We start from the raw sequence: 24,511 nt of genomic DNA, 5'->3' as shown, positions 1-24,511 counted from the left end.
GTTAATGTTTGATGAAATCAGTCCCTGCCAATCCAGCGCACTGAGATTTAGAATTTCGAACTTGTTACTAAATGGAAATAGATAAGAGATTTTGAGAGTTCGGTACCGGTCCCCGTCAACGCCCAAAGGAACCGCAAGAAGATGAAAGCGCCATTAACGCCGCTTGAACCATGGCGTCCCGGCGGCGGGATCATGTTTAGTGTATTTATACCCATTTGATTTGTACAAAGTTTGATGCCATCAAACGGCATGGAATTTTTGGTTGTCAGCCACAACACCGCGCTTGTTATCGCGTCTATTGTGATCGCCATTGCGGCGGGCTTCACAGGGTTGACGCTGTCTAAAGACCTTTCAAAACAAAGCGTTTCACGCCGCAAAGGATCGGTTGCCGTGTCGGCAATCGCCTTGGGTGGCGGCATTTGGTCGATGCATTTCGTCGCCATGCTTGGCATTCAGATGCCGATTTTGTTTTACTATGATGCCGCGATTACGCTCGCCTCTGCCTTGCTGGCGATTCTCATTGTTGGCACTGCGTTGCTGCTTTTGCATTTTCGCGAACGCACCCCTGCCACCTTGTCGGCGGCGGGGGCGTTGGTGGGATGCGGCATTCTTGCGATGCATTTTGTCGGCATGGCGGGGCTTCAACTTTGCCGCGCTGTCTACACGCCTTTTGGCATTGTTCTGGCCGTGGTTTCGGCGATCGGGCTGTGCATCGGCGCGTTCTGGATTGCCTATGGCCGACGGACCAATCGCAGCATTCTGCTGGGCACGCTTTGCTTTGGGGCCGCTGTCAGCACCGTGCATTTTGTTGCCATTGCCGGCACTCGTTTCGTACCGGTTCCCACGTTGCATGAATTCGGACCGGTCATGAGCAACGAGACCCTCGCGATGGGCGTGATCATTTCCAGCTTTATCATCTTTGGCGCATTCCTTTGGATGGGGGTGACATTCTTTGTGCCCGCCGCGCCGATGCCGCGGCCCCAAGATGCACCAGCTGCAGCCGACAAGCCGGCCCCCAAACCGGACGCACCAAAACCCGCGCCTGTCGCCGTCCGCATCCCCTGCGAACGCAACGGTGTCACGCAACTGATTGATCCCGCGCAGGTCGCATTTGTGCGCGCCGAAGGCCATTACACAAACGTCTACACCAACGACGCCAAGCACTTTTGTGTCTGGCCCATCACCGAAGCCGTCACGCGGCTGAATGCAGCCGGTTTCATCAAGACCCATCGCAGCTATCTGGTGAACCCGACACAGGTGAAACACTTTGAACGGCTCAAGGATAATGGCGTGTGTCGCTTTGCCGCGCCGAATTTGCCCCCTGTTCCGGTCAGCCGTTCGAATCTCAAACTCGTGCGCGATACACTGGGCCTTTAGGCTTTCGCATTTCGTGCAGCCCCAGGCGCATCTCGTGCAAAATCACGATCGTTTCGTTGAATAGCACAAGCGTCGGCATACCGCTGCGTACATCCTTTGCTTCTGACATATTTTGCGGAACGGGAGGCTAAGCAATGATACCAGCGGCGTTTGAGTACTATAGGCCGACAGACATGGCAGGCGTAATCGCCCTGCTTCAAGAACACGGGGACGATGCGCGCGTAATCGCGGGCGGGCACAGCCTGATCCCCATGATGAAGCTGCGGATGGCCGACGTGCCGCATCTCATCGACCTGCAAGGCATCGAAGGACTAAGCGGCATTACGGTGACCGATGGCGTTGTGCGCATCGGCGCAATGACAACGCAACACGAAGTAATCGTGTCGGACGCCTTGGCGGCAGCTGCCCCCATCATGAAAGAGGCGGCCTTGCAGATTGCCGACCCTCAGGTGCGTTATATGGGGACTGTTGGCGGCAATGTGGCGAATGGCGATCCGGGCAACGACATGCCCGGCCTGATGCAATGCCTGAACGCGCAGTTCCACCTGACGGGTCCTGACGGGGACCGCGCTGTTGATGCCCGCGACTTCTACGAGGCGGCCTATATGACCGAACGCGAAGACGAGGAAGTGCTGACCGCAATTACCTTTGCGGCACCCACGGGCGGCTATGCTTACGAAAAGCAAAAGCGCAAGATCGGGGATTATGCGACGGCAGCCGCCGCAGTGCAGATTTCCAAAGAAGGTGGCAAAGTCGCTGCCGCGTCGATCGCGATGACAAACCTGAGCGATACGCCCGTCTGGTCCGAAGCCGCCGCAGATGCGCTGGTCGGGACCGCCTGTGACGAAGCCGCCGTAAAGGCCGCAGTCACCGCCATGCTTGGCGATATTGATCCAACAGAAGACAACCGTGGCCCGGTCGCATTCAAGCGTCACGCTGCGGGCATCGTCCTTGGCCGCGCCATCTTGCGCGCCTGGTCACGGGCATAGGGAGGAGAACACCATGTCGAATAAAATGCACGTCAAATTGAACGTGAACGGCCAGGACCACGAGTTCCTGGCAGAACCCCGCGAGTTGCTGATCTATGCGCTGCGCGAAAAACTGAACATCACCGGCCCGCACGTGGGCTGTGAAACCTCGCATTGTGGTGCCTGCACTGTCACGATGAACGGCAAATCGGTCAAATCCTGCACCGTCTTTGTGGCGCAGGCCAATGGCGCAGAGGTGACAACCATCGAAGGTCTTGGCACCCCCGATGCACTGCATGTGCTTCAAGAGAGCTTCAAGGAACATCACGGGTTGCAGTGCGGCTTTTGTACCCCCGGCATGATCACCCGCGCGGCCAAACTGCTCGAGGAAAACCCGAACCCGACCGAAGAAGAAGTTCGCTTTGGCATCGCTGGCAATATCTGCCGCTGCACGGGCTATCAGAACATCGTGAAATCCATTCTGTCAGCAGCGTCTGAACTGAATGCGGCCAAGGAGGCGGCACAATGAAGGACGAAATCACACGCGAAGACCGGGTCGCCAATCTCAAGGGTATGGGATGCTCGCGCAAGCGGGTTGAAGACGCGCGCTTTACCCAAGGCAAGGGCAACTATGTTGATGACATCAAACTGCCGGGCATGTTGCACGGCGACTTCGTGCGCTCGCCCTATGCCCATGCGCGGGTCAAGTCGATCAACATCGACGCTGCAATGGCACTGCCCGGTGTTGTCGCGGTCCTGACCGCCAAAGACCTTGAGCCGCTGAACCTGCACTGGATGCCGACGCTGGCTGGCGACAAGCAAATGGTGCTGGCCGATGGCAAAGTGCTGTTCCAAGGGCAAGAAGTTGCCTTTGTCGTGGCGTCTGACCGCTATGTTGCCGCTGACGCGGTCGAACTGGTCGAGGTGGAATACGAAGAACTTGAAGTGATCGTTGACCCCTTCAAATCGCTGCAATCCGATGTCGTCCTGCGCGAGGATCTGGTGGCCGAAGACGGCTCGATCCCCAACGGCGCGCATGGCCCACGCAAGCACCACAACCACATCTTCACATGGGAAGCGGGCGATCTGGAGGCCACGGAACAGGTGATCGACAACGCCGAAGTCGTCGCAACCGAAGAGATGTATTACCACCGCACCCACCCCTGCCCGCTTGAGACCTGCGGATCGGTGGCGTCGATGGACAAGGTGAATGGCAAGCTGACCCTCTGGGGCACGTTTCAGGCACCCCACGTGGTACGCACCGTCGCATCGCTGCTGTCGGGCATCGAAGAGCACAACATCCGCGTGGTATCCCCCGATATCGGCGGTGGTTTCGGCAACAAGGTTGGCGTCTATCCCGGTTATGTCTGTTCGATCGTCGCCTCCATTGTGACAGGCGTGCCTGTGAAATGGGTCGAAGACCGGATGGAAAACCTGATGTCCACCGCCTTTGCCCGCGATTACTGGATGAAGGGCAAGATCAGCGCCACCAAAGACGGCAAGATCACCGGCCTGCACTGCCACGTCACAGCGGATCACGGCGCGTTTGACGCCTGTGCAGACCCGACCAAGTTCCCTGCGGGTTTCATGAACATCTGCACGGGGTCTTATGACATCCCGGTCGCCTATCTGGGCGTCGATGGTGTCTATACCAACAAAGCCCCCGGCGGCGTGTCCTATCGCTGTTCGTTCCGCGTGACCGAAGCGGTGTATTTCATCGAACGGATGATCGAAGTCCTCGCGATCGAATTGAACATGGATGCAGCAGAGCTGCGCCGGATCAACTTTATCAAGAAAGAGCAGTTCCCCTACACCGCGGCACTTGGCTGGGAATATGACAGCGGCGACTATCACACCGCGTGGGACAAAGCGTTGGAAGCCGTCGACTATAAAGGTCTGCGCGCTGAACAGGCGCAACGGGTCGAGGATTTCAAAGCAGGCAAAACCCGCAAGATCATGGGTGTCGGTCTTTCGTTCTTTACCGAAATCGTCGGTGCCGGCCCTGTGAAAAACTGCGACATCCTTGGGATGGGCATGTTTGACAGCTGCGAAATCCGCATCCACCCCACCGGGTCGGCTGTGGCGCGTTTGGGGACGATCAGCCAGGGTCAGGGCCATGCCACGACCTTTGCCCAGATCCTTGCGACCGAAATCGGTCTCTCCGCAGAAAGCATCACGATCGAAGAAGGCGATACCGATACAGCGCCTTACGGTCTGGGCACCTACGGGTCGCGCTCAACGCCGGTTGCGGGTGCTGCTGCGGCGATGGCGGGTCGCAAAATCCGTGCCAAGGCACAGATGATCGCCGCCTACCTGCTCGAGGTTCACGACAACGACGTTGAATTCGACGTGGACCGTTTTGTGGTCAAAGGCGCGCCAGAGCGGTTCAAGACGATGAAGGAAATCGCCTATGCCGCCTATAACCAAGCCATTCCGGGGCTAGAGCCGGGTCTGGAAGCGGTCAGCTATTACGATCCGCCCAACATGACCTATCCGTTCGGGGCCTATGTCTGCGTTATGGACATCGACGTCGATACAGGTGTTCCGGAAATCCGCCGCTTCTATGCGCTGGATGACTGCGGCACGCGGATCAACCCGATGGTGATCGAAGGCCAAATTCACGGCGGCCTGACCGAAGCCCTCGCTGTCGCCCTGGGTCAGGAAATTGCCTATGACGACATGGGCAACGTCAAGACGGGTACGTTGATGGACTTCTTCCTGCCTACTGCGTGGGAAGTGCCCAACTACGAAACCGACTTTACCGTCACCCCCAGCCCGCATCACCCGATCGGTGCCAAGGGCGTCGGCGAAAGCCCGCATGTGGGCGGTGTTCCGTGTTTCTCGAATGCGGTGCAGGATGCGTTCCGGCCCTTTGGCAACCGTCACACCAATATGCCCCATGACCACTGGCGCATTTGGCAGACCGCCAACAACCTTGGCATGCACGACTAAAACATCTGTGACAGGCCGCGCCTTGTGGCCTGTCACATCCGGGAGGGATTTCATGACTTGGACTACGCTGCAAACGGCAATGGCCGAACAAGGCTATATTGCGTCTGCCGATCTGGCGATGGCGCTACATCTGTCGCTTTCGCTGGGCCGCCCCCTGCTGCTGGAAGGGGCCGCAGGCGTCGGCAAGACCGAGGTCGCCCGCGTGCTGGCGGCGGTGCAGGACACGCAACTGATCCGCTTGCAATGCTATGAGGGGCTTGATGCCGCCCAAGCGATTTACGAATGGAACTACCAACGGCAATTGCTGGCGATCCGCGCTGCATCCGAGGATGGTGAAACCGGCAAGACCGTTGAGGCACGTATCTTTTCCGATGAATTCCTGCTCGAGCGCCCGTTGCTCAAGGCGATCCGGCAAGACAAGTCACCGGTCTTGCTGATCGACGAGATCGACCGCGCAGACGAGGAGTTCGAGGCCTATCTGCTGGAAATCCTGTCGGAATTCCAAATCACGATACCCGAAATGGGCACAATCACCGCGACCACCCGGCCAATCGTGATCCTGACGGCGAACGGCACCCGCGATCTGTCCGATGCGTTGCGGCGCCGGTGTCTTTATGCCCATGTCCCCTATCCCGATCACGAGACCGAACTGTCTATTCTGGTCACCCGCTATCCTGACATCACCGACCGGCTTTGCGCCCAGATCGTTGGTTTTGTGCAAGCATTGCGCAAACAAGAGCTGGAAAAGAAGCCCGGCATTGCCGAGATGCTTGATTTCGCCGCAGCCCTGATGGGGCTTGGCGTGGCCGACCTGACGGATGATCCCGCGATCTTGCAGGCGACCCTGACCACCTTGCTGAAAACGCAAATGGACCGCGATGCGATCCCCACGGAAATCGCGCAGCGTCTGGCGGGTAAAGCCGCATGAGCCTTGTCACCAAATTCGCGGCCCGCGATCCCGGGCCTGCCGCCCGCATGGCCGGTTTCGTGGCGCATCTGCGCGATCACGGCTTGCGGCTTGGCGTGGGCGAAACGGGTATCGCTCTGGATGCCTTGACCCATATTGATGCCGCAAACCCGCAAGATGCACGCCGCGCGTTGAAATCCGTCTTTGCTGGCTGCGCCGAAGAGGCCGCGCAATTTGACGGGTTGTTCAACAGCTTCTGGATGAACGGCGGGCGCGTGAAAACCCGCATCACACCAACAGCCCCGCAAAGCCCGAATAAAAACGTCCATTCGTCCCGCGATACCAGCGTCGAAGGCCAGTCGAATGGCGGCGCGGGTGATATCACCGCCCCCGATGGCGGCGATGGCGAAGCGCAAAGCGACGGCGAAGGCAAGCTTGTCGCCACCGATGTCACCAACCTGTTCAAGAAAGACCTGCGCGATATCGTGCGCCCCGAGGACATCGCCGAGGCCGAAAAAGTGGCGCTACGCCTTGGCGCTGCCCTGCGCGACCGCCGGTCCCGCCGCCGCAAGGCCGCCCGCAAAGGCGACCGGATTCACTTTCGCAAGGTCATGCGGCAAAGCCTTGCCACGGGCGGCGAACCGTTTGCCCTGCCCAAACGCCAGCGGCCCGACCGGAGCCTTCGGATCACCGCGATTTGCGATGTGTCAGGGTCGATGACCGTCTATTCGCGGGTGTTTCTGGCCTTTCTCGCCGGATTGATGCGCGCCGACCCGCGTGCCGACGCCTATCTATTTCACACCCGCTTGGTCCGGATCACCGAGGCCCTGCGCGACAAGGATGCCTTGCGCGCCCTCGCCCGCTTGTCCCTGCTTGCCGATGGCTTTGCCGGCGGGTCCAAAATTGGCGACAGCCTGAGCCATTTTGCCGGCACCTATGGACGCCGCTTTGTGGACAACCGCACCGTCGTGATGATCCTGTCCGACGGCTATGACACCACCTCGCCCGACGGCATTTCAGATGCGCTGGTCCGGCTGAAAAAACGCGGCTGCAAGATCATCTGGCTGAACCCGCTCAAGGGCTGGGACGGCTATGAACCCACAGCCGACGCAATGGCCGCCGCCCTGCCGCATCTTGACCTGTTTCGCGCTGCTAACACATTGGATGATCTGGCGGCCCTAGAGCCGGAGCTTGCCCGCCTATGACACCCAAACAACTCATGGAAAACGGCTTGCAGGAAGGCGAGGATTGTTTCGCCATCGCCACAATTGTGCGCACCGCAGGAACCACCGCTGCCAAGCCGGGTGCAAAGGCATTGCTGCGTGAAGACGGGACAATCCTTGAGGGCTGGCTGGGCGGCGGCTGCGTGCGCGGGGCGATCAGGGACGCGACCCTTCGGGCCTATGCCACGGGCCAGCCGCAGTTCATCTCGGTCGCGCCCGAAGAGGATCTGGCCGGCAAAGGCGTGCAGGCGGGCGATGATGTAGACGGTATCCGGTTTGCCCGCAACGGGTGCCCGTCAAAGGGGACGATCGACATTTTTATCGAACCCTACCTGCCCAAGCCTGACCTGTTGATCTTTGGGGAATCCCCCGTTGCCGTAAAACTGCAAGAACTCGCCCCGCAATTCGGATGGGCCGTGGCCGCTGCCGCGACAGATACCCCCCTGCCCCCCCGCGCACCGGGCCGCGCCAGATATCTGGTGATCGCAACCCAAGGCCAAGGTGATCTGGCCGCCCTTAAAACCGGTTTGGCCGACACGGCGTCCTATGTTGCGTTTGTGGGCAGCGCCAAGAAATACGCCAGCCTGTCGGAAAAGCTGGTGACGGCGGGTGTGGACCCTGCGCGCATTGCGGCTGTGAAAGCCCCTGCCGGTCTGGATATCGGGGCTGTCACCCCTTCGGAAATCGCGCTGTCGATCCTGGCAGAGCTGACCGAAGTAAAGCGCGGCCTTTTGGTGCAGGCGGCGCAAAATGGATAGTGTCGGTGCGATCATTCTGGCGGCAGGCCTGTCGCGGCGCATGCGGGACCGCAACAAACTGTTGCTGCCCATCGCAGGCACCCCGATGATCCGCCACGTGGTGCAAACCTACCTCGCGGCCATTTCAGGCGAGGTCTGCGTTGTCACAGGGTTTGAACCCGCCCGGATCAAAGCGGCACTTGCGGGCCTGCCAATCCGGCTGATCCACAATCCGGAGTTTGAAAAAGGTCAGGCATTTTCGGTAAAGGCAGGGCTGCTTGAGGCCCCGTTGACCGACCATCTGCTGATCGGGCTTGGTGACCAGCCGGAGCTGACAGCCGACGATCTGCGCGCATTCATCCGTGCGCATCTGGAGGCGAACCCCGCGAAAATATCCATTCCCCTTCGGGACGCCACACGTGGCAATCCCATCGTGGTTCCCGCGCATATGCGGGCCCGCTTGCTGGCGGATGATGTGAACCCCGGTTGCGGGAAATTCACCCGCACCAACCCAGACTTGTCAGCGTATATCCCCATGCCGACCCCCGGATTTTTCAGTGACATTGATACGCCCGATGCCTTTGCGGCATTCGAGCGGATGACACCACAAGGGGCCACAACATGAGAAGATTGCGCATCTACCTTGGCGCTTTGCGTCAAAAATGGAAGCTGACACCCGAACAGGCCGAAACGCTTGCAACCATTAAATTTCCCTGCTGTTAAAAAGGTAAGACCATGGAACTCAAAGACGAAATCGTAATCAATGCACCAAAAGAACGGGTTTATGCGGCCCTGAACGATCCTGAAATCCTGCGCCAGTGCATTCCGGGCTGCGAAGAGCTGATCCAGCATTCCGACACCGAGCTGGAGGCCAAGATCGTACTGAAGGTCGGGCCGGTAAAGGCGCGGTTCAGCGGGGACGTTCAACTGGACAAAAGCGGTGCCCCCGATGCGTTTTCGCTGACAGGACAGGGCAATGGCGGGGCTGCCGGACATGCAAAAGGCGGGGCGGATGTCACGCTGGTCGCAGATGGTGACACAACCATCCTGACCTATGATGCCAAGGCGCAGATCGGCGGAAAACTTGCTCAACTGGGCAGCCGCCTGATCCAAAGCACGGCCAAAAAGCTGGCGGCGAAATTCTTCAAGAGCTTTGCAGATGTACTGGATGCCGAGAAAGTCGGCTAAGCGGGGCCACGACTCGCATCACGACACCGACGTTCTGGCAAAGGCTCAGGCTTTTGGCAGAACGCGGCGGTTTGATGTAATTTCAAAGGCCAGTTTTTAGGGGCCCGACACGGCATTCCCTTGCGCCACCCGACCTAGCCTAACCGACCTGCCCTGCGACATGCATAACCGCAGCCTGGGTGTTGTCGCCGCTGATGTTAAGCTTCGGGCCCATCGGCAAAGCACTGAGCCCCAGCCTGTTCATCCACCGTTGAAAAACCGCCGGGACGATGCCGATCACATGGGTTGCCCCCTGCTCAGTGGCTGCCCGCGCCATTGCCTTGATCAGTTTGGTTTGAATGACCAGTCGCCGGTCGGCGGGTTCGTTGTGGTTGACGAACAGCCGTGTTGCTTCCCAGACATGCGGCATAACCGGGGCTTTTTCATAAAGAACATAGTCGGGAATATCGGGCAGCATACCTAGCTGGGCATCTCTAAGCATATACGAATAGCACCCGCAGCGCGCTGTTGTCGGCAACAGCCGGACGCCCGCCAGAACGCGACCATATTCATGGATCACGACGGATCGGCTTTGGGGGGTGTCGTACTGGTCGAATTCCATGCCTTCGGTATGGGGTAGATCCCAGGACTTCTGGTCGATGAACACCGTTTTACGGGCTTTCAGATTATCAATAAAAAGCTGACCGTAACGATGCTGATTCCCCACAGAGATAACAGTCTCTTCTATCCGGCCGGAAACAGCCGGAACCGCAGGTATTGCATTTTGCGACTTCACGTTTTCTTCGTATGAGACGCCACTTTGTACGGAAGATGTCCCTTGTGACGCTTTTATTGTTTGGAAACCCATCATTTGCTGCCCAGTGCCTTAATCACAAATTTTTAGAGTGTTAACAAAGGTTAACAATTTGTATTCAGACATGCTTTTGCCATGATAGCAACAAATTTTCCACCCATAGTAGTATGAAATCGAACCTTATCTCGGCATGGCCCAAGTTGGCTGATGGGACGTCACGTTATGAAAAATTTGAAAAACATCGTTTCGATAAAGACAAGCGGTCTGGGAGAGCAGCGCTCGATTTTAAAGCGCTTGCAGGACTACGCCGCTGTCGGACAGAGCCTGTTCGTTCAAAGGGCGGTCATTTATCTGGCGGCCATTAGCCTTGCAGGGTTTTACTATAACACATACGTCGCGCTGTTTTTCCTTGGCGCAATTGCATTGTGTGAAGTTTATGACCTTCTTTTGTTCCGTCATATGCTCGCGACGGGTCAGGCAAGGACGATCAAACCACGCAAGATGTTGCACCAGATCTATGCCACGACCTTCCTGAGCGCGGTAACGATATCGCTTTTCTGTATCGCAATCGCAGTTCAACAAGGGACGGACGGCGGGCACTTTCTTCCGCTGTTCCTGCTCGTCTCGGCCTCCATTTTCGCAACCATGAACAACCATCAATTCATCCCTGTGTTGTGTATGCGTCTGGCGATCTATGTCAGCGCAATCATGTTTATCGCCGTCCGTGACGTCTGGATTTTGCGCCCCCCTCTGGCATCCGAGACGTGGCTTAATCTGTTCACCGTGGTGTTCGTATTGGGCTTTATCGTTGAACTCGCCCGCAATTTCATCAAGGGGTATTCCGTCCTTCTCAACAACCAGATTGCCTTGGAGATAGAGAACAAGAACGCATTGGCAGCAAGCGAGGCAAAAACGCGCTTCCTGTCTACGGTCAGCCATGAACTGCGCACCCCTTTGACATCGATCAAGGGCGCGCTTGACCTTATTCACGCAGGGTCCATCGGTGAAGTTCCTGAAAAAATGGCCCGGCTTCTTGGCATTGCACGCAGCAACAGCAGCCGGCTTATTGATTTGGTCGGGGATTTGCTTTTGCTGCAATCTTCGGAAGCAGGCAAATTCACCCTAAAACTCGCCCCCGTTGATCTGGGTTCGGTCGTGACGGGTGCTATCGACAATTTCCAGCCTTATGCAAAAACCTTGGGCGTCGATGTCGAAGCAAAAATTGACGAAGAGCAATTCTTTGTCAAAGGGGATGGAAAACGGCTGGGGCAAGTCATCACCAATCTGCTTTCAAATGCGGCCAAGTTTTCCGACTCAGGCGGGACTGTCAGGGTGACGCTGACACGTGAAGACGAGAACCTGGTTCTCTCGGTTGCGGATCAGGGCATCGGGATTCCAGAAGGCAGTGAGCGTCAGATTTTTGAAGAGTTCGGTCAAATTGACTCAAGCGATCAGCGAAAGTTCCAAGGGACGGGTTTGGGTCTCGCCATCTCAAAACGTATCGTCGAAGGGCACGGAGGCCGGATCTGCTATGAGAGCGAGCTTGGCGTCGGCACGACCTTTAAGGTGACTGTGAAGTCAATGGCAGAGGAACTGGCCGAAGAACCTGAAACAGAAGTCTATCACACAGCCGCGTGACACCGACCTCGATACAAGTTGGATACGCTATGCCTGTATGGCTCCTGCCCTCAGAGCTAAGGGGCCGCCCGGGCAAATTGTGAAGGTCAGGTTGGTGGCGTGTCAGAATGATCGGTCATGGCAAAAGGCGCGGGCCGTCACCAAAGGTGAATATGCTGCCCCCGAGGATATCTGCCGTTGATGATCCGGTCTGCCTGATTGTCGGCAGCATTCTCCCAAAGCAGGTCATTGCGAGGCTCTGCCTCAACGGGGCGCTGTCGGTTTTGATTCATAAAACACGAATATCCAGTATCCGGCTCGACCTCGACGGCTCACCATTCGGACCGGCTGTATATTGCGTCTGGCACAAACAAGAACACCCGCAGCGTTTCAGCTGCGGGTGGTTCTGTATTTGGTTGCGGGAGTAGGATTTGAACCTACGACCTTCAGGTTATGAGCCTGACGAGCTACCGGACTGCTCCATCCCGCAGGGGTGTGCTACCCCTGTTGAGCGCGGGCTGCAAGGCGGTTTTGTCCGATTTTTTCAAAATTGTTACATTAATTTGCAAAACCGTTTTTTCATCGGCTTTTGTGGCGGTCTGTCGCCGGTTGCTCTCTGATTTTATTGGCTAAATCTTGAGGGTTTCAAGAAAAGGCCACAGGCTGAACCGAGACGACAGACGCAGCGCTATTCCAGCGTGCTGATCTGATAGGCCGAGCGGGCCAGCCAATCGGGCGAGATTTCAACACCCCAGCCCGGTGCATCGGTCACGCGGGCTTGGCCGTTCTCGATTCCATAAGGGCTTTGGACAAACAGATCGTACTGCCACGGATAATAATCCGGCCCCTCGATAGAAAACTCCAGATATTTGCCGGCATTCGGGATCGCGCGCAGCAGGTGCATCGTGAACAGCGTAACCAGTGACCAGTTCGCGCAATGCGGGGTGACGGGCAAGCCGGCAGCGGCGGCCATTTTGGCAACCCGCAATGTGCGGCTGATCCCGCCCAGATACAGGATATCGGGCTGCACGATATCGACGGCCCGCATATCGATCATCCGTTTCCATGTTGGCAGGTCGCAATCCTGCTCTCCTCCGGTCACGTCGATATCAAGGGCATCGGTGACTTGCTTGGTTTGCTCCAACTCCCAATAGGGGCAAGGTTCCTCAAAATGGGTGAAACCGTTGTCTTGCAGCATGTGCCCGACTTCGATCGCGCGGTCAGGCGAATAGCAGCTGTTCGCGTCGATCAGCAGATCAACATCATCGCCCAGCGCGCGGCGCATTGTCGGGATGATATCTTCGGTGCGGCCGGGCCATTCGTCCTTGTCGCGGCCGACTTCGGCACCGGCACGGACCTTGAAGGCGTCGAACCCTTGGGTGTCGCGCAGATGTATCAGGCGGGCGGCTTCGTCCTTGGGGGTGATGTCGCGCTTCATCGAGGACGCATAGGCGCGGATCAAACCCGGTGTGCCGCCGAGCAATTCGGCCACGGATTTACCCTGCTGTTTGCCGCGCATGTCCCAGATTGCCGTATCCACCCCGGCCATTGCGCGGCGCAAGTACGAGCCGGGAAACTTGTGTTCACGCTCGGCCACGATATCCAGCAGGTCATCCAGATCGGTTGTGTCTTTGTCCAGTACATGCGGTGCGACCTGCCGGTGCAAAATCTGGCAGGTGATATCGGAATGATAGGTCGACACCTGCCCCCAGCCTTGCGATCCGTCCTCGGCTGTGACGCGCACAAAGCCGACATCGGGGGTGGTGAAAGTCTCGATCGATTTCAGCTTCATCTGTTGTCCTTTTCAGCGCTTTGCATCGGCCAGAATAATGTCGGATGCCTTTTCACCGACCATGATGGCCGGTGCATTGGTGTTGCCCGTGGGAATGGTTGGAAAGACCGACGCATCGGCAACACGTAATCCCACAATGCCGTGCACCTTAAGGTGCGCGTCAACGACCGAGACGGCAGGATCACTGCCCATGCGGCAGGTCGAACATTGGTGAAAGACGGTCCACGCTTTTTGACGGTTATACGCGACGATATCATCATCGCTGACAATATCCGGCCCGGGGTACAGTTCGCTTTCGATGACCGCCCGCATGGCCGCGGTGCCCGCGATCTGGCGCATCAGTTTTGTACCGGCCAGCATCATCGCGCGGTCATGGTCAGTGTCCAGATAGTTCGGCTGCATTTCGGGGGCCTCCATCGGGTCGGGCGACCGGATTTGCAAATGCCCGACGCTGGTCGGCTTGCACGGATTGAACCCCATCAAAAAGCCCGCGAACGGGTCGGGGTTCATCAAGGGGCGTACGCCGACAGGCGCACGCGTATAGCTGACAGGCGAAAAATAAAGCTGCAAATCCGGCCCTTTTGACGCCTCGGAGACACGCACAAACCCGCCCCCCTGATTGAGGCTCAATGACAGCGGACCCTTGCGCAACATCGCATAATGCAGGGCCGCTTTGATCTTGCCCAACAGCGGGCGCAGTTCCTGGTTCAAGCTGGGCACGCGCGAGACATAAAGGTTATCGCTGCCCAGATGGTCTTGGAGGTTGCGCCCGACCTGGGATGCGTCCGACACCACATCTATGCCGTGCTGTTGCAACACGCCCCCCGGCCCGATGCCTGACAATTGCAGCAGTTGTGGCGAATTGATCGCGCCGCCGCACAAGATCACTTCGGCCCGTGCCTCGACCTTATGGGTGTGACCGCCCTGCCGGTATTCGACCCCCGTCGCCCGCGTCCCATCCAGCAAGACCCGCGTGACATGGGCCTTTGTGCGGACCTCAAGATTGGGGCGTTTTCTGGCCGGCTTCAAATAGCTGCGCGACGCAGAGGCGCGATAGCCGCCTTTGGTTGTAATCTGATAGCAACAGGCCCCTTCCATGTGGGGGCCGTTATAGTCGCGGTTGGTCGGGATATCCGCCTGTGCGGCCCCTTCAAGATAGGTGCGCGTCAGCGGGTGCACCTCGTCTGTGACGTCATGCACGGCCAAGGGGCCACCGACCCCGCGCGCATTGCTTTGCGGGCCGTCCCAGTTTTCCATGCGGCGGAATACGGGTTCAATATCGTCCCAGCCCCAACCGGGGGCCACCGCGTTCCATTCGGCATAATCCTGTGGATGCCCGCGCACATAGACCATCGCGTTGATCGAACTTGATCCGCCCAAGACCTTGCCGCGCGGCCAATAGGACCGCTGGCCGTTCAGGCCCGGAACCGGCTCTGTCGTGTATTTCCAATTGACCCGTTTGTCGTAATAGACCTTGCCGTACCCGATGGGCATCTGGACCCAGGGGTTCATATCCGATCCGCCAGCCTCAAGCAGCAGAACGCTGAACTGGCCACTGCTGGTCAGCCTGTTGGCCAGAACAGATCCAGCCGACCCTGCACCGACGATTACATAGTCAAAGTGGTCCAAATCAGGTCTCCGAAGGTCAGTGTCGTGATCGTTGTGCCGCAGGTTTGCATTCATCACGATTCTCTCAAAGGCTGCAATAGCGCAGCCCGCCACGGGCAGAAACGAGGGCCGCCCCCGTATCAGGCGACATCCGAAAACGCGTATTGCCTTCTTGTGGCATCATCCTAAGGTAGCCTTAGTGATACAGCGATGGCTGTGACCATCTGCTGAACCGGCCCGCAAAGGATGTGCAGCACATGGATACCTATGATCAAGACGACGCAACATTTCTGGCGCAGCAAGTCGCATCCGGTGCCGCATCCCCAGATGAACTGCTCGACGATGCATTGGCACGGGTTGCCGCGTTTAATCCGCAACTGAATGCGGTTGTGTTGTTGCAAGAAGAAACAGCACGCCAGGCGATCAAGGCGGGTTTGCCCGACGGCCCCTTCAAAGGCGTGCCGTTCTTGATGAAAGACCTCGGGGCCGAGGCCAAGGATTTCCCTTCGCATAGCGGGTCCAACCTGCTCAAAGACACACACTATACCTATGACAGCGCGATTTACGACCGGATGCGCAGCACGGGCGTTGTCACCTTCGGGCGCACCACATCCCCCGAAGGCGGGATCGGCCCGGTCACAGAATCCAGCGTTTACGGCGGGCCGACGCGCAATCCCTGGAACCTGTCACATACCTCTGGCGGGTCATCCGGCGGGTCGGGCGCTGCGGTGGCAGCGGGCATCGTGCCGATGGCGCACGGGTCCGATGGTGGCGGGTCGGTGCGCATCCCTGCGTCAAGCTGCGGCTTGTTCGGTTTCAAGGCCACGCGCGCCCGTTTTCCTGACGGTCCTGCTGCGGGCGAAGGCTGGGGCGGCATGGCCATCGACGGCTTTTTGTCCCGATCGGTGCGCGACAATGCCACGATGATGGATGCCTGCGCGGGCCCCGATGCCGGTGCCCCCTATGCCGCCCCCGCGATGGAGACGTCCTATAGCCAAGCCATAATCCGCCCGCCGCGCCGTCTGCGCATCGCGCTGTGTGACACAACATTTACCGGCGGTGCCATTGATCCGGCCTGCAAGGAAGCCGTGCTGAAAACTGCGCGGATACTCGAAGGTTTGGGCCATCACGTGACCCCCGGCTGCCCCCAGGCCGACCACGAAGGGATGATGCACGCCTGGACCAAGATCGTCGCCTGCGGCACAGCGCTTTGGATCGAAAACACCCTCAAGGCCAAAGGGCGCGACCTGCGTCAGGGCGATGTTCAGGGCGTGGCGCGCAGTGCTTTGGCCTATGCATCCGAAATTTCCGGTGCCGCCTATCTGGGGGCGGTCAATAAAATCCACGCCTATGGCCGCCAGATGGCAGCCGCATTCGACGACGTTGATATCATCCTGTCCGCAACCCTGGCCGAACCCCCTGCCCTTGTTGGCCGCTTCACCCACGACCGCGATGATTACGAGAACTACCGCGTGGGTAAGGGCGGCGTTTTCGAATATTCACCGTTCTGTGCGGCGTTCAACGCCAGCGGCCAACCCGCGGCAACCGTGCCCCTGCACTGGACAGATGAAGGCCTGCCCGTTGGCGTTCATCTGGCGGCACCTTTCGGCGATGACGCGACGCTGATCGCGCTTTGCGCAGAACTTGAGCAAGCAGCCCCATGGGAACATCAAAGGCCAAAGATGCTTGCGGATTTCCTTGCTTAGTGCCGGGGCCCAACGCAAACTGAAAGCCGCAGCAGGGGAAATAGACGTGAACACAGATATCGCAATCGATGCGCGCAACGTCGGAAAAATCTATGGGGCGGGGGCCAGCGCAGTTACGGCGCTTGGCGATGTGTCGATCAGCATCGAAAAGGGCGAATTCTTTACCCTGCTCGGGCCATCGGGCTGCGGGAAGACCACCTTGCTGCGCTGTATCGCAGGGTTCGAGACGCCCACAAGCGGTTCCATCCATCTGTCTGGCACAGACATTACCTATGACCCGCCCTATCAGCGTCCGGTCAATACCGTTTTCCAATCCTATGCCTTGTTTCCCCATTTGACGGTCGCGCAGAATGTCGGGTTCGGCCTGAAAATGCGCGGCGCGTCGGCGGCTGATGTGGCCAAGGCGGTCGACCGCGTGCTTGCGCTGGTCAAGCTAGAGGATTTCGCAAACCGTTTGCCGCAACAACTGTCCGGCGGGCAACAGCAACGGGTGGCGCTGGCCCGCGCCTTGGCCCCTGAACCACAGGTGCTTTTGCTGGATGAACCGCTGTCGGCGCTGGATCTGAAGCTGCGCAAGGAAATGCAAAGCGAACTGAAGCGGCTGCAATCCGAAACCGGCATTACCTTTGTTTTCGTCACCCACGACCAGGAAGAAGCGTTAACCATGTCCGACCGGATCGGCGTCATGTCGGCAGGCGCGCTTTTGCAGGTCGGCACCCCGCACGATATCTATGACCGCCCCGTAAACCGTTTCGTCGCGGATTTCATCGGAGAGACCAATTTTCTGGATGCCACCGTCGAGGGCAATCAGGTGCGGATCGGCACCGGCGATCTGTTGGCCGTGCCATTGCAGGGCGAAACAGGTGCGGTGACTTTGGCGATCCGGCCAGAACAGGTCAGCGTGACATCGGCCCAAACCGGCATCAGCGGCAAAATCACCGAAGCGATCTATATGGGCACCGACACCCACTATACGATCACATTGAAAGACGGCAGCCCGCTGGTCGCGCGCATTCAATCAAAGTCATCCGGTGCCTTTGACGTGGGTGATACGGTCGGCATCGCCATCGACGCGCAAGCCGTGCAGGTGCTGAAATCATGAGCCGCCGCAAAACCCGCCGCAGCAAAGGGCTTGATGGCTGGCTTTTGTCCGCGCCTGCGCTGATCCTGCTGGTGCTGGCGGCAAGCGGGCCGCTGTTGATCGTCGCGCTGTATTCCTTTTTGGAAAAGGGCGATTATTCCGGCGTTCGCTGGATCTTGTCCGGCGAAGGCTGGTTCCGCGTCTTGTTTGAACGCGACATCTTTGACCAGACGGTCAGCCTTGCCGATGCGAACCTGTCGATCTTCTGGCGGTCGGTGAAACTGTCCATCGCCACAACGATTATCACCTTTGGCTTTGGCCTGCCCACGGCGTGGTTTATCGCCACCCGCCCCGCAAAATCGCGCGCGTTCTGGCTGTTTCTGATCACCATTCCGTTCTGGACAAACCTGCTGATCCGCACCTTTGCGATCATGGAGGTGATCCGAAACCAAGGTATCCTCAACACCTTCCTCATGCACTTTAACCTGATCTCGGAACCGATCCAGATTCTGTACACCGATACGGCGGTGCTGATCGGCATGACCTATGTGTATTTGCCCCTGATGGTTCTGCCCCTATACGCTGCCATCGACCGGTTCGATTTCCGCCTGATCGAGGCGGGCTATGATCTTTATGCCTCGCGGTGGCAGGTGTTGCGCGGGGTGATCCTGCCCATCATCAAACCGGGTATCATTGCCGGCTCCATTCTGGTGTTCATTCCCAGCCTTGGTGCCTATGTCACGCCCCGCGTGTTGGGGGGCGGCAAGAACATGATGATCGGCAACTTTATCGAATTGCAATTTGGCCAGGGTCAAAACTGGCCTTTGGGGGCGGCGCTTTCGACAGTGTTGCTGCTGGTCGTACTGGTGTCGCTGATCATCTACACGCGGGCCTCGTCACGGGATGATAGCAATGGCTAAACCACGCGTTTTTGATGTCACCACCCTGCCCGGCTTTACGTTTATCGCGATCCTTGCGTTCGTTCTGCTTTATGCGCCGATCATAACGCTGGTGATCTATTCGTTTAACGGCGGGGATTCCGTCAACCAATGGGGCGGCTTTTCGCTGGAATGGTACGCCGTTGCCGCCAAAAACGAAGCGGTGCAGGACGCGACCGCCCGGTCCCTGATCATTGCGGTCTGGGCTTCCGTTATCTCGACCACCGTGGCGACGATGGCGGCATTGGGCACCACAAGGCGGGGCAAGTTCACGGGGCAAACGATGATCTATGTGATCATCAACCAACCGCTGATGGTGCCCGAAATCGTGACGGCGGTTGCGCTGCTGATCTTCTTTTCCTCGGTCAAGGTTGCGACGGGCTACACCGGGTTGGGCTATCTGATCTTGGCCCATTCGGCCTTTTGCATTCCCTTTGCCTATCTGCCGATCAAGGCCCGGCTCGAGGGGATGGACACGGCGATGGAAACCGCTGCCGCCGATCTTTATGCGACACCCTGGCAGACCTTCCGATATGTCACGCTGCCGCTCTTGCTGCCGGGGGTCATCGCGGGCGCAATGCTGGCGTTTATCATCTCGCTTGATAACGTCATCATCACCGAATTTGTAAAATCCGCAGGGCAGGATACACTGCCGACCTATATGCTGGGCCAATTGCGCCGTGCGCTGACACCAGAGGTGAACGCGATATCAACCGCGCTGCTGGCCCTGACTGTCCTGATCCTGACTGTCTTTGTTTTCGTAACCAAAAAGCGGGACTAACCCGTAAATTTTCAACAATGGAGAGCTATATGAAGACCCTTCTATTTGCGACCACGGCCCTTATCGGCAGTACCATCGGTGCCTTTGCCGAAGGTGAGTTGAACCTGTTCAACTGGGGCAACTACACCAGCCCCGAAATGATCGAAAAGTTCACCGCGCAAACCGGCATCGCTGTCACGATCACCGATTATGACAGCAACACAACCGCCCTCACCAAGGTCGAGGCGGGTGGTTCCGGTTTCGATCTGGTGGTGCCATCGGCGAACTACATTCCGGTCTATGTCCGCAAAGGCCTGATCGCCGAACTGGACCATTCCAAGATCCCCAACATCGGCAACATTGCCGCCGAATGGAAAGACGTGCCATGGGATCCGGGCCGCACACATTCCGTGCCATGGCAGTGGGGTTCCGTTGGCATCGCGGTGAACACAACCGTCTATGGCGGCGACGTGAACACATCCGAACTGTTCATGGACCCGCCCGAGGAACTGGTCGGCAAGATCAACGTCGTGCCCGAGATGACCGACGTGATCAACATGGCGATCTTCAACCTGGGCGGCGAAGCCTGCACCGAAGACCTTGAGCTGCTGAAAAAGGTCCGCGACAAGATGATGGCCGCCAAACCAAAATGGCTGTCGATGGATTATGGCACCACAGACAAGCTGTCTTCGGGTGACTATGCGGCGTCGGTGAACTGGAACGGCTCCACCATGCGGGCACGGATCAATAACCCCGACATCGTCTATGGCTACCCCAAGGAAGGCTATCCATTGTTCATGGATTCGGTTGCCCTGCTGTCAGACGCCAAGAACGTGGACGAGGCATATCAGTTCATCAACTTTATCCTTGAGCCCGAAAACGCCGCGATGATTTCCAGCTTTGCACGCTATGCAAACGGGGTTGCCGGGTCAGAGGAGTTCATGCCCGAAGACATGAAAACCGCGCCGGAAATCGTCACCCCTGCGGAATTCGCAGCGGGCGGTAAGTTCCTGCCGACATGCCCACAATCCGCAGTCGATCTGTACACCGCGATCTGGACCGAACTGCTGAAGTAAACACCCTTTGGCGGGGCTGCACATGGCCCCGCCATTTTTCTGCGCCGACCGGTTTCCAGCTACCGGTCACACCTCGACCAGATGATTGTCCCACCGCAGCGCATCCGAATGCGCAAGGACCGGACCCTGGCCCGCAAAACTGCCGATGTCGCCAGTGCCCGACGTTATCGCGAACCCGCGATCCCGGGCTGCGACACCGCAAACATCCTGCATCCCGTACACCTGATCCAGCACCAGCCGTTCCGCATCATACAGATGCAAAACACCGCCGCGGGGTGATGTCACGGCGATGACCTTGCCGTTGCGGGAATAGGCGATGCTGCCGATATAGCCATCCAGCCTGCGGGCCTGATCCTCGGCGAGGTGAATAAGGTCAATCGCCTGACCCTGCCGGTGCAGCCCGACAAGCGCTGCGGCCTCACCTTCGCCTTGCCATTGCATCCCGAATGCCACCTGCCCGTCTGGCCCGATGGCCAAATGCCGGATCGAGTTTTTGTGCATCTCGGCTGGCAGCTTTGCGACCTCGATGATTGCGCCCTGATCCAGATAGGTCAGGTTGGGCTGCATCGTGGCGATGTTCAGTTTCACGCGCCCTGATTCGGGATGGGTGTCGATCCCGCCATTCGCAACGACCAGAATATCCGATCCGGGCAGCCGCTTGATATCATGCGGCCCAACCCCGCCGCTGTCGACTTCGCCGGCGCGGGTATAGCCTTTGTTGACGTCCCAAACGCCAATGCGTCCACGCCCGAGTTCGAAATCATTCTCGGTTGTAAACAGCCAGTCGCCGTCTTGGGAAAACGCCCCATGCCCATAAAAATGCCGCCCTTGCGGGGAATGAAGCTCTGCCTTGACCGCGCCTGACGCGCAGTCAATCACGATCGCAAAGGTGCCCGGCCGCCGCGCAAATGCAACGGCTTGGGGGCGGGTCGGATGGGCTGCGGCGGCATGGCCCCGCGCGGGCAGTGGAATTTCAAAGATAATATCCAGCGCCGCGCCGATCCCGCACAGGGCAAATGACCCGTCAGGCTTTGCCGCTGCGGCCAGATAGGCCGGGCCGCCCGCATCCGCCCAAGTGGGTTTCGGGACCAGACCTGCTGCCAGCAAGCCCCCTAAAAACCGCCGCCGGTTGGCTTGCATATCAATCTCCGTCCAACGCGTTAAAGCCTGCTGCCACACCCAATCTCGGCCCCAGTTCCTGACGGGCGATATCGCGGATGGCATCAACAGATTGCTGCACGACTTCGACCTTCAACCGCGACTGTGGCGCGGCTACCCCTGCAAACACCGGATCGTCCAGAGCTTCGATCTGCGACAGCGCCGTATCGAACGCCTGTTCGGACCGTGCCACCAGATCGGCATTGCCGCCCGCCAAAAGTACCATCAGGTTTTCAAGCGTCTCGAGGCTGAGCGCGACATGGCGCGCAGACCGGCCCGAGCGCCAGACTTCGGCACGGTTCGGGCGGGGCCTGTCAAAACTGCCCAAGGGCCGCCCCAAGCGCGTATCCGAGGTGAATTCCAATCCGGTCGTCAACGCTTTGAACAGTTCTTGCAAGACTTCCTCTTGCGAGCGGTATGTGCCGGTTGGGCCGGGGTTCAGCAAGCGGGCCGCGTAATCTTCCTGCCAATCGGTCAGGATTGCAGCGCTTGTCACGGCGATATCTGCGGCGGCGGCTTGCACCAATGCGCAGTGATAGGCAGGGTCGCCAGCCGCGCCAAGCACGTCATCATAAAGCAGAAATTCCAGCGCATAAAACCCGCGCGCAGCAATCGACACTTTGGCGAATTCCTGTGCCGTGGCGATCACCGGATCCTGCTCTGCGATCAGGGTGCTTAACGTGCGGGGGGTGACACCGCGACTGTCCGGCCAGAACGCCAAGGCAAAGGCGCGGTCGTTCACCTCTGTCGGGCCAAAGCGCAAGTGGCTGACAGAAACCCACGCGTCAAACGCATCGCCATAGGCCGCCCGCAAGGGTTCAGACGCTGGCGTGCAATCGGCCGTGGCCGCCTGGGCCAACTGGTCCGAGGTGTCCGCCAAGGTTTCAAACCGGGGCAGGATATGCGTGTCGATCACCTTGGCCGCCACCGGATCGCTCGATTGTGCAGCCGCCACAAAAGGTGCTGCGACAACCAATGCGGTCAATAGAATGCGTTTCATAAGCTCTCCAGATAGGCGATAAGGGCGTCACGATCTTTGGTTGGCATCTCGATCACAGTATCACGTTGGGCTTGCGCCTCGCCACCATGCCACAGCACGGCCTCAAGAATGGATCGCGCGCGCCCGTCATGCAGGAAATAGCTGTGTCCGCTGACCTGTTGCGTCAGGCCGATGCCCCACAATGGGGGGGTGCGCCATTCGCTGCCCGATGCGCGGGCCTCGGGGCGGTTGTCGGCAAGGCCGGGGCCCATATCATGCAGCAACATATCGGTAAACGGCCAGATCAGTTGAAAGCTTTGCTCTGGTTGGTCTGCCAGTCGGTGGGTCACAAAGCTGGGTGTGTGGCAGGCCGTGCAGCCTGTTTCATAGAACAGTCTCTTGCCCCGCAAGACCTGAGGGTCATCCGCCCCGCGCCGCGCTGGAACGCCCAGATTGCGGCTGTAGAAAGCCACCAGATCCAGCCCTTCGGCGTCGATCTCGTACACACGGTCATCACTGTCGCCGTGAATGGCATCTTGGCAAACGCTTTGCGCCGCTGTGCATTCCCCTGCCCCCGCCACGTGCAAGGGCGATGAAATGCCTATGTCGCCGGAAAACGCCGCAGCCGATTGTTCCAGAATGGTGGCGGCCCCGGCCTTGAGCCCGAAACGGCCCAACATCGGCTGGGTGTGCACCGACGACATCACCACATTGGGGCGACCGGAAATGCCGTCGCCGTCCAGATCATCGGGATCAGCGCCCGCAAGGATATCCTGCGCGGGGATCGCCTCGAGCAGACCAAGGCCGATCATCTGCGGCGCGACACGCGGGCTGAACATCGCGTCGGGGTGCAACGGGCCATAGCCCAGATGATCGGCCGAATATGTCGGCGCACGCAGGGTGACGACCATGCCGTCCGCCAATGTCACGGGCAGTTCGTGATAGGTGATGCCAAGGCTGTATTCCGCCTTGTGCCCCTGCACGGCAAAGTCTTGCAACTGCGAGCCATAGGTCGGGTCAGGAAGGGTCGCGAAATACCCTTGGATATCAGCCATCGCGTCATTGGGGGTGCCGGGGATCGACACGCGCAGAAAAATAGAAATCGCGTTGTCCTGCGCGTTTTCGGGGGGATGTCCGCGCCCGTCTTTCAAATGGCAGCGCTGGCAGGACCGCGCATTGAACAATGGCCCCAGCCCGTCTGATGCCAATGTCGAGGACGGCGAGGACACCCAGAGCTTGCGGAACAATCCGTTGCCCATTTTAAAGGTCAGTTCGTCTTTGAAACTGATGTTGCCGGACGGTTGCGAGAAAGCATCCGCATCCCTGCGCGCGCGCACTGTGGCGGCACCGGCGGGTTTGTCTTCGAACCGCTGGGGGGCCGAGAAATCAGAGGTCAGGGCCGTCACTGCCGCGATGCGCGCGGTTTCTTGCGCGGTTCTGGGGATCACATTCAAATGCGGATCACCAAGGTTCCATGATTTTTCACCGGCAATGGCGGCGGTCCCAAGAACCACCACCATGACCGCCCCACATCCAAGCATCATTGTTTTTTGAACTGACAAGTCGGGCATTTCTTGTTCACTGCTCTTGTTTCAAATGAGGATTGCCCGCCCATTCACCTGCCAGACGGGATCGACCTTGTCTGGCCCGA

The 24,511-nt window shown here is 58.6% G+C and carries 21 protein-coding genes and 1 tRNA gene; 15 read left to right on the top strand and 7 right to left on the bottom strand.

The genetic code is table 11. From position 1 onward, the window contains the following. The first annotated feature begins 249 nt into the window (after window positions 1–249). From HGT1_RS17665 to HGT1_RS17625, 9 genes are all read left to right on the top strand, one after another. Window positions 250–1,377, top strand: coding sequence for an MHYT domain-containing protein (locus tag HGT1_RS17665; RefSeq protein WP_176251272.1), 1,128 nt, complete (start codon window positions 250–252; stop codon window positions 1,375–1,377). A 134-nt stretch (window positions 1,378–1,511) separates the two neighbouring features. Further along, entirely contained in the window at window positions 1,512–2,366 is an 855-nt protein-coding gene (locus tag HGT1_RS17660; protein ID WP_176251271.1) for a xanthine dehydrogenase family protein subunit M, read from the top strand. Window positions 2,367–2,379: 13 nt separating this feature from the next. Then, on the top strand, window positions 2,380–2,874 hold the full coding sequence (locus HGT1_RS17655) for a (2Fe-2S)-binding protein (protein ID WP_176251270.1): 495 nt from the start codon (window positions 2,380–2,382) through the stop codon (window positions 2,872–2,874). Beyond that, on the top strand, window positions 2,871–5,297 hold the full coding sequence (locus HGT1_RS17650; RefSeq protein WP_176251269.1) for an aerobic carbon-monoxide dehydrogenase large subunit: 2,427 nt from the start codon (window positions 2,871–2,873) through the stop codon (window positions 5,295–5,297). Before HGT1_RS17655 ends, HGT1_RS17650 begins: the two co-directional genes overlap by 4 nt. Before the next feature lie 52 nt (window positions 5,298–5,349). Next, window positions 5,350–6,225 (top strand): MoxR family ATPase, encoded by an 876-nt coding sequence (locus HGT1_RS17645; protein WP_176251268.1) that lies wholly within the window; start codon window positions 5,350–5,352, stop codon window positions 6,223–6,225. Then, the gene (locus HGT1_RS17640; RefSeq protein WP_176251267.1) at window positions 6,222–7,409 is read left to right on the top strand and encodes a VWA domain-containing protein; all 1,188 of its coding nucleotides are present in this window, start codon (window positions 6,222–6,224) and stop codon (window positions 7,407–7,409) included. The genes HGT1_RS17645 and HGT1_RS17640 overlap by 4 nt, the downstream gene beginning before the upstream one ends. Then, complete coding sequence (locus tag HGT1_RS17635; RefSeq protein WP_176251266.1) at window positions 7,406–8,185, top strand: XdhC family protein; 780 nt, start codon at window positions 7,406–7,408, stop codon at window positions 8,183–8,185. Before HGT1_RS17640 ends, HGT1_RS17635 begins: the two co-directional genes overlap by 4 nt. Next, window positions 8,178–8,789, top strand: a complete 612-nt coding sequence (locus HGT1_RS17630; RefSeq protein ID WP_176251265.1) for an NTP transferase domain-containing protein — start codon at window positions 8,178–8,180, stop codon at window positions 8,787–8,789. The genes HGT1_RS17635 and HGT1_RS17630 overlap by 8 nt, the downstream gene beginning before the upstream one ends. A gap of 110 nt (window positions 8,790–8,899) precedes the next feature. Further along, the gene (locus HGT1_RS17625; RefSeq protein WP_176251264.1) at window positions 8,900–9,352 is read left to right on the top strand and encodes a CoxG family protein; all 453 of its coding nucleotides are present in this window, start codon (window positions 8,900–8,902) and stop codon (window positions 9,350–9,352) included. A gap of 139 nt (window positions 9,353–9,491) precedes the next feature. Here HGT1_RS17625 and HGT1_RS17620 read toward each other — a convergent pair whose 3' ends face one another. Beyond that, window positions 9,492–10,202 (bottom strand): acyl-homoserine-lactone synthase, encoded by a 711-nt coding sequence (locus HGT1_RS17620; RefSeq protein WP_255200260.1) that lies wholly within the window; start codon window positions 10,200–10,202, stop codon window positions 9,492–9,494. Between the two features lie 165 nt (window positions 10,203–10,367). Here HGT1_RS17620 and HGT1_RS17615 point away from each other — a divergent pair, with 165 nt between their 5' ends. Then, complete coding sequence (locus HGT1_RS17615; RefSeq protein ID WP_176251263.1) at window positions 10,368–11,783, top strand: cell wall metabolism sensor histidine kinase WalK; 1,416 nt, start codon at window positions 10,368–10,370, stop codon at window positions 11,781–11,783. Between the two features lie 392 nt (window positions 11,784–12,175). On the opposite strand, the gene HGT1_RS17610 is transcribed toward HGT1_RS17615, so the two are convergent. The 3 genes from HGT1_RS17610 to HGT1_RS17600 all read right to left on the bottom strand — a co-directional run bounded on the left by HGT1_RS17610 (window position 12,176) and on the right by HGT1_RS17600 (window position 15,237). Then, window positions 12,176–12,252 (bottom strand) — tRNA-Met (locus tag HGT1_RS17610). A gap of 198 nt (window positions 12,253–12,450) precedes the next feature. Further along, complete coding sequence (locus HGT1_RS17605; protein ID WP_176251262.1) at window positions 12,451–13,554, bottom strand: mandelate racemase/muconate lactonizing enzyme family protein; 1,104 nt, start codon at window positions 13,552–13,554, stop codon at window positions 12,451–12,453. Between the two features lie 12 nt (window positions 13,555–13,566). Next, a complete protein-coding gene (locus HGT1_RS17600; RefSeq protein WP_255200259.1) occupies window positions 13,567–15,237 on the bottom strand; it encodes a GMC family oxidoreductase in 1,671 nt (556 codons plus the stop codon). Window positions 15,238–15,419: 182 nt separating this feature from the next. Here HGT1_RS17600 and HGT1_RS17595 point away from each other — a divergent pair, with 182 nt between their 5' ends. The 5 genes from HGT1_RS17595 to HGT1_RS17575 are packed head-to-tail and all read left to right on the top strand — an operon-like array spanning window position 15,420 to window position 20,723. Further along, on the top strand, window positions 15,420–16,868 hold the full coding sequence (locus tag HGT1_RS17595; RefSeq protein ID WP_176251261.1) for an amidase: 1,449 nt from the start codon (window positions 15,420–15,422) through the stop codon (window positions 16,866–16,868). Between the two features lie 46 nt (window positions 16,869–16,914). Further along, window positions 16,915–17,970: an ABC transporter ATP-binding protein gene (locus HGT1_RS17590; protein WP_176251260.1), complete on the top strand. Its 1,056-nt coding sequence runs from the start codon at window positions 16,915–16,917 to the stop codon at window positions 17,968–17,970. Continuing rightward, window positions 17,967–18,869, top strand: a complete 903-nt coding sequence (locus HGT1_RS17585; protein ID WP_176251259.1) for an ABC transporter permease — start codon at window positions 17,967–17,969, stop codon at window positions 18,867–18,869. The genes HGT1_RS17590 and HGT1_RS17585 overlap by 4 nt, the downstream gene beginning before the upstream one ends. Next, complete coding sequence (locus HGT1_RS17580; RefSeq protein ID WP_217902997.1) at window positions 18,862–19,668, top strand: ABC transporter permease; 807 nt, start codon at window positions 18,862–18,864, stop codon at window positions 19,666–19,668. The genes HGT1_RS17585 and HGT1_RS17580 overlap by 8 nt, the downstream gene beginning before the upstream one ends. 29 nt (window positions 19,669–19,697) lie before the next feature. After that, window positions 19,698–20,723, top strand: coding sequence for an extracellular solute-binding protein (locus HGT1_RS17575; protein ID WP_176251257.1), 1,026 nt, complete (start codon window positions 19,698–19,700; stop codon window positions 20,721–20,723). A 66-nt stretch (window positions 20,724–20,789) separates the two neighbouring features. Here HGT1_RS17575 and HGT1_RS17570 read toward each other — a convergent pair whose 3' ends face one another. Genes HGT1_RS17570 through HGT1_RS17560 form a run of 3 tightly spaced genes read right to left on the bottom strand, consistent with a single transcriptional unit; the run spans window position 20,790 to window position 24,380 of the window. Further along, the gene (locus HGT1_RS17570) at window positions 20,790–21,863 is read right to left on the bottom strand and encodes a DUF1513 domain-containing protein (RefSeq protein ID WP_176251256.1); all 1,074 of its coding nucleotides are present in this window, start codon (window positions 21,861–21,863) and stop codon (window positions 20,790–20,792) included. Window position 21,864: 1 nt separating this feature from the next. Then, a complete protein-coding gene (locus tag HGT1_RS17565) occupies window positions 21,865–22,881 on the bottom strand; it encodes an imelysin family protein (protein WP_176251255.1) in 1,017 nt (338 codons plus the stop codon). Next, on the bottom strand, window positions 22,878–24,380 hold the full coding sequence (locus HGT1_RS17560; protein WP_176251308.1) for a di-heme oxidoredictase family protein: 1,503 nt from the start codon (window positions 24,378–24,380) through the stop codon (window positions 22,878–22,880). The genes HGT1_RS17565 and HGT1_RS17560 overlap by 4 nt, the downstream gene beginning before the upstream one ends. Window positions 24,381–24,511: the final 131 nt, after the last annotated feature.

Source organism: Sulfitobacter sp. HGT1 (genome assembly GCF_013282155.1).
Taxonomy (GTDB): Bacteria; Pseudomonadota; Alphaproteobacteria; order Rhodobacterales; family Rhodobacteraceae; genus Sulfitobacter.
Note: the sequence above shows the minus strand (reverse complement) of the source record. Positions and strands in the feature narration are given on the sequence as shown.